11 protein-coding genes are annotated in these 10,419 nt (G+C 73.0%); 4 read left to right on the forward strand and 7 right to left on the reverse strand.

Annotation, left to right across the window (positions count from 1 at the left end; translation table 11 throughout):
• Positions 1 to 163: 163 nt before the first annotated feature.
• Positions 164 to 1,225 carry an aminoglycoside phosphotransferase family protein gene (locus E1292_RS27545; RefSeq protein ID WP_220447088.1) on the forward strand — a complete coding sequence of 354 codons (1,062 nt, stop codon included), beginning with the start codon at positions 164 to 166 and terminating at the stop codon, positions 1,223 to 1,225.
• A gap of 111 nt (positions 1,226 to 1,336) precedes the next feature.
• On the opposite strand, the gene E1292_RS27550 is transcribed toward E1292_RS27545, so the two are convergent.
• From E1292_RS27550 to E1292_RS27575, 6 genes are all read right to left on the reverse strand, one after another.
• Entirely contained in the window at positions 1,337 to 2,485 is a 1,149-nt protein-coding gene (locus tag E1292_RS27550) for a M24 family metallopeptidase (RefSeq protein ID WP_246090366.1), read from the reverse strand.
• Positions 2,482 to 3,390, reverse strand: a complete 909-nt coding sequence (locus E1292_RS27555; protein ID WP_132598108.1) for an ABC transporter ATP-binding protein — start codon at positions 3,388 to 3,390, stop codon at positions 2,482 to 2,484. Before E1292_RS27555 ends, E1292_RS27550 begins: the two co-directional genes overlap by 4 nt.
• Positions 3,387 to 4,223 carry an ABC transporter ATP-binding protein gene (locus E1292_RS27560; RefSeq protein WP_132598109.1) on the reverse strand — a complete coding sequence of 279 codons (837 nt, stop codon included), beginning with the start codon at positions 4,221 to 4,223 and terminating at the stop codon, positions 3,387 to 3,389. Before E1292_RS27560 ends, E1292_RS27555 begins: the two co-directional genes overlap by 4 nt.
• A gap of 123 nt (positions 4,224 to 4,346) precedes the next feature.
• Positions 4,347 to 5,222, reverse strand: coding sequence for an ABC transporter permease (locus E1292_RS27565; RefSeq protein WP_246090367.1), 876 nt, complete (start codon positions 5,220 to 5,222; stop codon positions 4,347 to 4,349).
• Entirely contained in the window at positions 5,219 to 6,286 is a 1,068-nt protein-coding gene (locus E1292_RS27570) for an ABC transporter permease (protein WP_132598110.1), read from the reverse strand. Before E1292_RS27570 ends, E1292_RS27565 begins: the two co-directional genes overlap by 4 nt.
• 12 nt (positions 6,287 to 6,298) lie before the next feature.
• A complete protein-coding gene (locus E1292_RS27575; protein ID WP_132598111.1) occupies positions 6,299 to 7,873 on the reverse strand; it encodes an ABC transporter substrate-binding protein in 1,575 nt (524 codons plus the stop codon).
• Positions 7,874 to 7,983: 110 nt separating this feature from the next.
• Here E1292_RS27575 and E1292_RS27580 point away from each other — a divergent pair, with 110 nt between their 5' ends.
• Entirely contained in the window at positions 7,984 to 8,613 is a 630-nt protein-coding gene (locus E1292_RS27580) for an Lrp/AsnC family transcriptional regulator (protein ID WP_132598112.1), read from the forward strand.
• A gap of 30 nt (positions 8,614 to 8,643) precedes the next feature.
• Here E1292_RS27580 and E1292_RS27585 read toward each other — a convergent pair whose 3' ends face one another.
• A complete protein-coding gene (locus E1292_RS27585; protein ID WP_246090368.1) occupies positions 8,644 to 8,979 on the reverse strand; it encodes an avidin-fold protein in 336 nt (111 codons plus the stop codon).
• Between the two features lie 258 nt (positions 8,980 to 9,237).
• On the opposite strand from E1292_RS27585, the gene E1292_RS27590 reads away from it, so the two are divergent.
• The gene (locus E1292_RS27590) at positions 9,238 to 10,005 is read left to right on the forward strand and encodes a bestrophin-like domain (RefSeq protein ID WP_165974769.1); all 768 of its coding nucleotides are present in this window, start codon (positions 9,238 to 9,240) and stop codon (positions 10,003 to 10,005) included.
• 2 nt (positions 10,006 to 10,007) lie between these two features.
• A partial coding sequence (locus E1292_RS27595; protein ID WP_439331907.1) for a hypothetical protein occupies positions 10,008 to 10,419 on the forward strand: 412 nt, incomplete at its 3' end.

Consider the following 10,419-nt stretch of genomic DNA (forward strand, 5'->3'; position numbering starts at 1 on the left):
CGCCCGCCGGGATTCGTGCCCGGCCACCAAGAGAAAGGCGGTCCTTCGTCGAGCTGCCCTAGCGGGCGCGCTCGAGCCCGCCTGTATCGTCGTACTCAAACTCGCCCGCCCCCGCGCCGGACCGGCGTTCGCCCCCGCGCCGTCACGGTCTAGGGTTTCCCGGGTGGAAGAGGAGTTCACGCGGGTGCTCGGCGGCGCCGACGCCGTCATGGAGCCGCTCACGCACAACCCGAAGAACGGGGTCACCGGCGGCATCTGGCGGGTCCGCAGGGGCTCGCGCTCGGCCGTGCTCAAGGTGCTGACCAGGCGGAAGGACGCCCCCGACGGATGGCGGCACTCCGACGACCCGCGCCACTGGAACTACTGGCGCAGGGAGGCCGACGTCTACGCCGACGGCCTGCCGGAGCTGTGGGCGGGTACCGGCCTGCGCGCGCCGAAGCTGCTCGCCCTGGTCGAGCGGGACGACGGCGACCTCGCGCTGTGGACCGAGGACGTGTCGGGCCCGCCCGGCACCTCCTGGGACGTCGAACGCCACGCGCTCCTCGGGCACCAGCTCGGCCTGGCGCAAGGCGCGGTGCGGGAGGCGGAGCGGCCCTGGCTGAGCCGGTCGTTCCTGCGTGACTACTCGGGGACGCATCGGGTGCCTTACGAGCTGCTCGACGACGACGAGGCCTGGCGGCAGCCCCTGGTGGCGGAGAACTTCCCGCCCGAGCTGCGCGGCGAGCTGGTACGCCTGCACCGCGACCGCGAGCGGTTCCTGTCGATCATGGAGTCGCTGCCGAGGACGTTGTGCCACCTCGACCTGTGGCCCAGCAACGTCATCGACGCCGACGGCGAGAGCGTGCTGCTCGACTGGGCGTTCACCGGCGACGGGGCGCTCGGCGAGGACGTCGGCAACCACGTCCCCGACAGCGTCTTCGACCTGTTCCTGCCCGCCGCCCGGCTGCCCGAGCTCGACGCGGCCGTCTACGGGGCCTACCTGCGGGGGCTGCGCGAGTCCGGCTGGCGCGGCGACGAGCGCCTGGTACGGCTCGCGGTCTGCGCGTCGGCGATCAAGTACGACTTCCTGGCCCCGCTGATGCTGGCGCGGGCGGGGGAGGAGCAACTCGACTACGGCGGGAGCCGGCCGGTGGACGCCGCCCGCCGCTACCGCGAACGCGGCGCGGCACTGATGTACCTGGCGGGCTGGGCGGACGAGGCCCGCAGGTTGTCCGAGCACCTGTGACCAGCGCGACCGCCTCACCGGATCATCTGTGAGGCGCGGGGCGGTCGGACCGGTCCGCCGGCCCGTGACGGGTGCGGTCGCACCGGTCCACTCGCCCGTGACAGGGCGGTCTCACCGGTCCAGAACGGTCAGGGAGTGCGGGCTCGTGCCCAGCGCCAGCGGCCCGCCGTCCGTGCAGACCACCACGTCCGCCACCCGTGCCCCGAAGAGGTCGGGCACGTAGATGGCCGGCTCCAGGCAGAACGTCATCCCCGCCGCCAGCACGGTGTCCTCGCCCGGCCGCGGCCCCTCGTCGTGCCCCAGCCCGATGCCCCGCCCGGCGTGCGCCGCCGCGAACCTCCCGTACCCGCTGCCGTCGATCACCTCGCCGACCGCCCGGGACACCGCGGCCACCGGGACACCGGGGCGCATCACCGACAGGCCCGCCCGGTGCGCGGCGGTCACCACCGAATACATCGCCTCGAAGTCCTCCGGCGGCTCCGCCACCGCGAACACCCTGGCGACCTCCGCGCAGTAGCCGTCCCACCGTCCGCACACCGAAACCAGCAGCGCGTCCCCCGGGTTGATCACCCGCTCGCCCGGCGGGTGTGCGGGCCGCGCCGTGTGCTCGCCCGCCGCCACCCGCAGCGACAACACCTCCTCGCAGCCCGACTCCACCAGCAGCAGCCGCAGCCGGCGGGCCATCGTCCGCTCGCCGGCCCCGAACCAGGCCAGCTCCCGCGCCTGCCCCAGCACCCCTTCCGCGGCCGCCACCGCGCGCGCGACGGCCTCGATCTCGTACGGCTCCTTGCGCAACCGCAGCGGCGCCAGCACGGCGGAGGCGGGCACCAGCTCGGCCTCCACGGCGAGCCCGAACAACTCGCGCACCCGCATCTCCGGGTCGACGCCGACCCGCCGCGCTCCCTCGGGCACCAGCCGGGCGGGCTCGGCGGTCTCGGCGACGGCGTCGCCGGTCACCACCAGGTACGGCCCCTCCCGGCCACCGAGGAACCGGAAGTCCGGAGACGGCCGCAACACCAGGGCATCCACCCCGGCGCCGGCCATGGCCTCCCGCACGGCCACCACCCGCCCGCCCGCGCGGCTTGTCTCGTCCACGCCCGCCCGAACCGCGGGCGTGGCGCCCGGCAGCACGCCCGGCAGCACGCCCGGCAGCACGCCCGGCAGCGCGTCCGGCAGCGCGTCCGGCAGCGCGTCCGTCCGGGTTTCCGGCCGGGCTTCCGGCGTGGGGGCGTCCGGCTGGGCGTCCGGCGGGGGCGTCACCGCGGCTCGTGCAGCCAGCACGCCACCGGGCCGAAGTCCGGCTCCTTGCCGCGGCACACGTCCATCACGTGCGGGCAGCGCGGATGGAACCGGCACCCCTGCGGCGGGTTCACCGGATCGGGCACGTCGCCGGGCAGTTCCGCGGGCAGCACTCCCATGCCGTCCGGCTTCGGGATGGCCCGCAGCAGCGCCTTCGTGTACGGGTGCCGCGGATCCGCCCACACCTCAGCCGTGTCGCCCACCTCGACGATCCTGCCCAGGTACATGACGGCGATCCGGTCGGCGATCAGCCGCACCACGGACAGGTCGTGGCTGATGAACAGCAGTCCCGCGCCCGCGTCCACGGCCAGGTCCCGCATCAGCCTGGCCACCTGAGACTGGGCGGAGGCGTCCAGGGCGGAGATGGGCTCGTCGCCGATCAGCAGCCGCGGCCGGGCGGCCAGCGCCCTGGCGATGGCGATGCGCTGCCGCTGCCCGCCCGAGAACTCGTGCGGGTGCCGGCCCGCGAACTCGCGCGGCAGCCCGACCCGTTCCAGCAGGTCGGCGGGCGAGGTGACGGTGTCCCGCGCCGTGCGCAGCCCGTCCGCGACCTGGTCGCCGACCAGGCGGCGCGGGTTCAGCGACGCGTACGGGTCCTGGAACACCATCTGGATGCCGGTCAGCCGCCTGCGCCGCAGCCCGAGCGGGGTGACCGGCTGCCCGTCGAACGTGATCGAGCCGGCGGTGACCGGGTTGAGCCCGCAGACGGCGCGGGCCAGCGTCGACTTGCCGCAGCCCGACTCGCCGACCAGCCCGACGACCTCGCCGGCGCTGACGGTCAGGCTCGCCCCCGCCACGGCCCGCACCGCGGGACGGCCGGGGGAGCGGTGCTCGACGACCAGATCGTCCACGCTCAGAAGGCTCATCGTTCCCCCTCCGGGGCAGGACCCGCGCCGGGCCCGCCGGGGTCGCCGGGCCCGCCGGGTTCGGCTGTGCCCGCGCCGGGCAGGGAGCCGAGCAGCGAGCGGGTGTAGGCGTGGGCCGGTTCCCGCAGCACCCGCCCGCGCGGCCCCGACTCCACGACCAGGCCGTCCTTCATCACGCTCACCTCGTCCGCCACCGCCGACATCACCCCCAGATCGTGCGTGACCAGCAGCACGGCCAGCCCCAGCTCGTCGCAGAGCCCGCGCAGCAGCCGCAGCACCCCCGCCTGCACGGTCACGTCCAGCGCCGTCGTCGGCTCGTCGGCGATCAGCACCTTCGGCGAGCAGGCCAGCGCGATGGCGATCGCGATGCGCTGCCGCATCCCGCCGGAGAACTGGTGCGGAAACCGCCCGTACGCCTGCGCGGGCCCGGGAATGCGCACCTTGCCGAGCAGCTCCACCGCCCGCTCCTTCGCCTCGGTCCTGCCCAGGCGGAGGTGGTGCCGCATGTGCTCGGTGAGCTGCCTGCCGATGGTCAGCATCGGGTGCAGGCTGGTCGCCGGGTCCTGGAAGACCATGGCGACCTCGCCGCCGCGCACCCGGTTCAGCTCCTTGGCCGGCAGCGCCAGCAGGTCGCGCTCACCGAGCCGGACCGTGCCCGACGCCCGGGCGCCGTGCGGCAGCAACCCCAGCACGGCCAGCCCGGTCATGGTCTTGCCCGAGCCGCTCTCCCCGGCCAGCCCGTGCACCCGGCCGGCCGCCAGCCCGAGGTCGACGCCGCGCAGGATCTCCTTGCCGCCGATCGACACCTTCAGCCCGCTGATCTCCAGCGTCACAGGTCCTCCTCCGTCGGACCTGTGACCAGGTCACTGTGCTGCTTGGTTTTCTCGCTCCGCTCGGTCACGGGTCCTCCTCCGCCGGACCCGCGACCAGGTCGCCGGGCTGTCTCGTTCGCTCGCTCACAGGGCACGCTCCTTGATCGCGCGGGCGGTCCGGGGATCGAGTGCGTCCCGCAGCGTGTCACCCAGGAAGTTGAACGCCAGCACCACGGTCAGGATCGCCAGCCCTGGGAACGTCGCCACCCACCAGCTGTCGAACACCTCCACGCCGGAGGCCACCATCGCCCCCCACTCGGGGGACGGCGGCTTGGCGCCCAGGCCGAGGAACGACAGCCCCGACAGCAGCAGCAGGGCGGTGCCGATGTCGAGCGTGGCCAGCACCAGGACGGGCCCTGTCACGTTCGGCAGGACGTCCACCCGCAGCGACCGCCACACCGAGAAGCCCAGCAGCCGCCCGCTCAGCACGAACTCCCGCTCCCGGATCCCCAGCACCAGCCCGCGCGTCACCCGGGCGTAGGCGGGCCAGGCCACGACCAGCACGGCCAGCACCGCGTTGCCGAGGCTCGCGCCCAGGGCGGCGGCCACCACCATGGCCAGGATCACGGTCGGGAACGCGAACACCAGGTCCGCCACCCGCATGATCGTCTCGTCCACCCACCTGCCGAAATATCCGGCACACGCCCCGAGCAGCCCGCCGATCAGCACCGACAGCGTCACCAGCAGCAGCGTCAGCGGGATCGACACCCGCGCTCCGTGCAGGACACGGCTCAGGATGTCGCGTCCGAGCTGGTCGGTGCCGAACCAGTGCCCGGGGCCGGGAGCGGCCAGCCGCGGCAGGTCCTGGGCCAGCGGATCGTGCGGCGCCAGCACGGGCGCGGCCAGCGCGACGACGATCCAGGCCACGGCCAGCACGGCGCCGACCACGGCCAGCGGCTGCCGCCACGCCTCGGGCAGCCGCCTGAGCAGGCCCCTGCGGGCCAGGGGGTCCCGGGTCACTGGAGCCTCACTCGGGGGTCGATGACGCCGTACAGGACGTCCACGATCAGGTTGATGACCAGGTAGACGACGCCCACGACCAGGCCGACGCCCATGACGGCGGGCAGGTCGAGCGTGGTGGCGCTCTTGTAGGCGTACTGCCCGATGCCGGGCCAGGCGAAGATCGCCTCGACCAGTACGGTGCCGGACAGCAGGCTGCCGAAGGCCAGGCCCGCCACGGTGATGATGGGCACCAGCGCCGAGCGCAGCACGTAGCGGAAGAGGATCGTCCGCCCCGGCAGGCCCTTGGCGCGGGCGGCGCGCACGTAGTCCTGCCCGAGCACCTCCAGCACCGCCGAGCGGGTGAAGCGGGTGAGCAGGCCGATCGTGTACAGGGCCAGCACGAGGGCGGGCGTGACCAGGTGGCCGGCGGCCGAGGAGAAGATGTCCCAGCGGCCGGCCAGCAGCGCGTCCACCGTCTGCAGCCCCGTCACGGGCGGGGCCGAGCCGAGGGCCGCGTCCACCCGGCCGCTGCCCGGGGTGAGCTGCAGCCGGTAGAAGAACACGTAGAACGCCACCAGCGCCAGCCAGAACGTCGGGACGGAGATGCCGACGAGGCTCAGCACCCGCAGCGCGTGGTCGGGCAGCCGGTCCCTGCGCAGGGCGGCGACCACGCCGAACGCCACGCCCAGCACCAGGGAGACCAGGATGGCCGCGCCGGCCAGCTCCAGCGTGGCCGGCACGTACTCGGCGAGGTCCTGGGCGACCGGGCGGTGGCTCTGCTGGCTGGTGCCCAGGTCGCCCTGGACCAGTCCCTGCAGGTGGATGAGGTACTGCTGCCAGAGCGGCTTGTCCAGGCCGTGCTCGGCCCGCCACTGCGCGACGATGGCCGGGTCGCCGAGCGCCCGCTGGCCGAGGTTCGCGGCCACGGGGTCGCCGGGCACCAGGTTGGTCAGCACGAACGTCACCAGCGTGATCCCCCAGGCCATGAGCACGGCCAGGAGGAGGCGCCGGATCAGGAACCGGGCCAGCGGATGCGCGACCCGCCGCGGTCGCGGGGCGGGCGGGTCCTCCTTGTCGGGCACCTGCCTGACCCCTTACTTCACGCCGAGGTCGGCGACGTCGACCGTCCACACGGGGTGGTAGTCCAGGCCCGTCACCGAGCCGGCCGTCACGATGTTCTGGCTCGGCTGGATCAGCGGGATGAACGGCCCGGACGCGTTCAGCTTGGTCTGCACGTCGGCGAAGGCCTCCTTGCGGGCGTCGTCGCCGATCGCCGCGGCCGCCTTCTCCCCGGCCTCCTCGATCTCCTTGGCCGCCCCGGGCTTCCAGCCGGCCCGCAGCCCCACCGTCTTGCCCGGCAGGAACGCCAGGTAGTCGCTGGGGTCGGGGTAGTCAGGCCCCCAGTACCACAGGCCCATCTCCTCCTTGCCGTTGCGGTAGTTGTCCAGCGCCGTGCTGACCGGCGCGGGCTGGAGGTCGACCGTGATGCCGACCTCCTTGAGGTTGGCCTGGATGCGCTCGGCCAGCGGCTGGAACGACAGGCCGTTCACGGTCAGCTCGGTCGGGTACTCCAGCTTCACGGTGGGGTTCGACAGCCCGCCGGCCGCCAGCGCCGCCTTGGCGCCCGCGACGTCCCGCTTGGCGCCCTGGTCGGCGGGCAGCGCGCCGAGCAGCTGCGACGGGATGACCCCCGGCGCCTGCGTCGAGCCCTCGCCGGCCAGCTCCAGCAGCCCCGCGTAGTCGACGCCCTTGCGCACCGCCTCCACGAACTTGGGGTTCGTGGTCGTCCTACTGATCGCGGAGTCCTGGTTGGCCAGCAGGAAGATGACGTTGGCCGAGGCGGTCTTCTTCACCTGCAGGGTCGGGGGCATGCCGGTGACCTGGTCACCCGACAGGTTCAGCGCGACCTGGCTGTCGCCGCGCTGCACGTTCAGCTTCTGCGTGGCGGCCTCGACGTTGCGGATGACGACCTTGTCGTAGGCGGGCTTGGCGCCGTAGTACTTCGGGTTCGACTTGAGCACGACCTGGCTGCTCAGGTTGAACGACTCGATCTGGTACGGGCCCGAGCCGGCCGAGTTCGCGTTCAGGTACTGCTCGGCCTTGTCCTGGGCGTCGGCGGTCGCGCCGTGCTGCTTGGCGACCTTGCTGTTGATGATGCCGAGCGCCGGGTTCGGCAGGATGTACGGCAGCGCCGGGTTCGGCGCCTCCGACGTCAGCGTGATCGTCGAGTCGCCGGTCTTGGCCACCTCGACGCCGTCCAGCAGGAACGACGGCGTACCCTTCATGTCACGCACCCGCGTCAGCGAGAACACCACGTCGTCGGCCGTCACCGGCGAGCCGTCGGCGAAGGTGGCGCCCTGCTTGAGCTGGAGCGTCAGCGTCTTGCCGTCCTCGGCCAGCTCGTACGACTCGGCGAGGGCGGGCACCGGCTCGGTCACGTCGGCGCCGTCGAACGTGAGGAGGGTCTCGTAGACCGCCTTGCCGACGATGAGCCCGGTCGGCTCGTACGTGCGGCCGGGGTCGGCCGTCTTGAGGTCGAAGGACGTGTCGATGACGAGGGTCTTGCCGCCGCCGGAGGCGGGGGTCCGGGACGTGCCGCCGCTTCCGCAGGCGGCGAGGGTGAGTGCACCGGCGAGCAGCACGGCCGCCGTCTGCGAGCGGGTCGCCATGTAGGTCCTCCATGAGTGGACGTTCAGCAAGGGGATGCCGAGGATTGTCCGGCAGAACGTCCAGGCACCGTGCGGCCGGTAAGACGTATATAAAGGTCGATGAGGTAATGATGAGTGAAATTTCCAGAAATGGTGTCGGCGACGGCGGTCAGGCTGGACGGATCGGCATCGGTCTCGAGCTGGACGACGTCCATCTGAAGATTCTCGAGGTCCTGCGCGAGAACGGCAGGATCTCGGTCGCGGCGCTGGCCGAGCGCGTGGGCATCTCCCGGGCGAACGCGTACACCCGCTTCGAGGCGCTGCGCGCCGACGGCGCGATCAAGCGGTTCACGGCCGAGATCGACCACGTGCGGGCCGGGCTCGGCATCACCGCGCTGATCTTCGTGACCGTGCGCCAGCAGATGTGGAAGCAGTTCAGGGCCGAGCTGGCCAGGATGCCGCAGGTGGAGTACTGCGCCATCACCACCGGCCAGCACGACGCGATGATCCAGGTACGCGTGTCCGACGTGGCCGAGGTGCACACCATGGTGACCGACCGGCTGGCGAACATCCCGGCGGTGAAGGCGACCGAGACCGTGTTCATCCTGGACGAGGTGCTGAGGAGGCCGTACGTGCTGCCCAGCGACCGGGCGAGGCCGGCGCGGCGGCCGGCCCAGGAGACGCAGGGGGAGGTGCCGCTCGGCAAGATGCGCTTCGTCGGCGCCGCGGAGGGCCGCGCCACCCTCCACAAGGAGGGCTGAGCGGCCTGCCTGCCCGCGCGGCAAGGGTGGTCAGGACACTTCGGCGCACACGCTCACGTGCACGGTGTCGTCCCCCTCGAACGAGAACTCCTCCACCAGGCGCAGCCGCCCGCCGTCCCCGGCCTCGACGCGGCTGCTGCTCTGCCCGCCCGCCTTGCCCCCGGCCTTCAGGGCGTGCGCGTAACTGATCGACACCAGGTCGCCGTCGCGCGTGCCGACGAAGCGCCCGTGGGTCACGGTGTCGCCGGAGTAGTGGCCCCACACCACCCCGTCGGCCTCCCAGTACTGGAACTCCGTGGGACTGTCCGGGTCGACCTCGCTCGCCGTCGAGCTCACCATCACGAATTTGCGGCCGTTGAGATTCACGCCCCCATGCTCCCCGCAAGTCCCGAAATATCAGCCTCTCGTTGGACACATGGCGAGAAAATCCCCTCGGCGATCGGCAATCCGTCCAGCCGGCACCGGCGCGGCGGCCCGTACGGTGAGCAGTTCGGCTGAACCGCCCCGGCTCTGGAACATGCCGTGGAACATGCCAGGGACTTTACCGATCAGCGCCTGCCGCCATCGTCGCCCTATGTGATAGTAATGTCGCACTGTGTAATCGACAGGGCTCGGGAGATCCTCATGGTGGCGTACACACTCTCCATCCTGGCGGCGGTGGGCGCGGTGGCGCTCACCGCGCTGGTGTTCAGGCGGGTCAGGTCGGCGGGCGAGGACCGCGACCCCAGCGGCCCCTCCGCCGCCCACGCGGGGGCGATGTTGTCGGCCATGTTCCTGCTGGTGTTCGCCATCGCGATCATCGTGCCGTGGACCACGGCCGACTCCGCCAGGCTCAACACCCACGCCGAGAGCCAGGCCGCGGTCGACGCCTACTGGTCCGCCGGCGAGCTGCCGGGCACGGCGCCCCAGGAGGTGCGCAGGGCCCTGCACGACTACGTCACGTTCGTGGTCAGGGACGAGTGGCCGCTCATGGCCGAGGGCGTGATGGACCCGGTCGGCGGCGCCAGGATGGACCAGCTGCGCGGCGCGGTCCACGCCATCGAGGTGGCGGGCGACCAGGAGTCCGATGCCAAGGCGGCCGTGCTCGACCACATCAGGGGCATCGCCGCCGCGCGCGCCCAGCGCACCGCCGACGCCGCCGCGACACCCCCCGACGGGCTGCTGATCCTGACGATCCTCACCGGGGCGCTCGTCGTCGTCTTCCCCTTCCTGGCCGGGGCCCGGCCACGCGGCCTGGCCATCCTGCCGCTGCTGGCGACCGCCGGGCTGCTCGGCTTCGGCACCTATCTCACGTGGGACATCGCGCACGTCTTCGCCGGGCCGCTGGCCGTCGGGCCCGAGGCGTTCACGGGGGCGCTGCAGGAGTTCACGCGGATCGCCGGAGGGCTGTGACCGTGGCCTTCAGGCGCGCTCCGCTGCTGCTCGCCGCCGCCCTGCTCGTGGCCGGCGGCACCGGTGCCGACGTGAGCGGTGCGGCGGCCGACCGGGCGCCGTGGCCGGGCCCGGCGCCGCGGGTGACCGTACGCGCCCCCGTGCCTCCGAAAGGCGTCACCGCCAGGCCGGGCCGCGTGACCGTGCCCAAGGTGTCGGCGCGGCGCCGGCCCGTCCCGAAAGTGTCGATCTCCGTGCCGTCCCGCCAGCGGCGGGCCACACCCCAGGTGGCGCTGCCCCAGGTGACGGTCTACCGCGACGGGTTGTGCACGGCCGGGGTGCGGGTGGGGCGGTGCCCGCGCGGGCGGGCGCGCGTGGCTCCCCGGCCCGTGCCCCAGGCGGGACCGGTCCGCGTCCCCGCACTCACCCCGACCC

This window comes from Nonomuraea deserti, assembly GCF_004348685.1.
Lineage (GTDB): Bacteria > Actinomycetota > Actinomycetes > Streptosporangiales > Streptosporangiaceae > Nonomuraea > Nonomuraea deserti.

What these genes read in the sequence shown, in the direction of transcription:
- E1292_RS27555 (WP_132598108.1), bottom strand. Translation starts at nt 3,390, where the DNA reads ATGAGCCTTCTGAGCGTGGACGATCTGGTCGTCGAGCACCGCTCCCCC.
- E1292_RS27575 (WP_132598111.1), bottom strand. Translation starts at nt 7,873, where the DNA reads ATGGCGACCCGCTCGCAGACGGCGGCCGTGCTGCTCGCCGGTGCACTC.
- E1292_RS27580 (WP_132598112.1), top strand. Translation starts at nt 7,984, where the DNA reads ATGAGTGAAATTTCCAGAAATGGTGTCGGCGACGGCGGTCAGGCTGGA.
- E1292_RS27590 (WP_165974769.1), top strand. Translation starts at nt 9,238, where the DNA reads ATGGTGGCGTACACACTCTCCATCCTGGCGGCGGTGGGCGCGGTGGCG.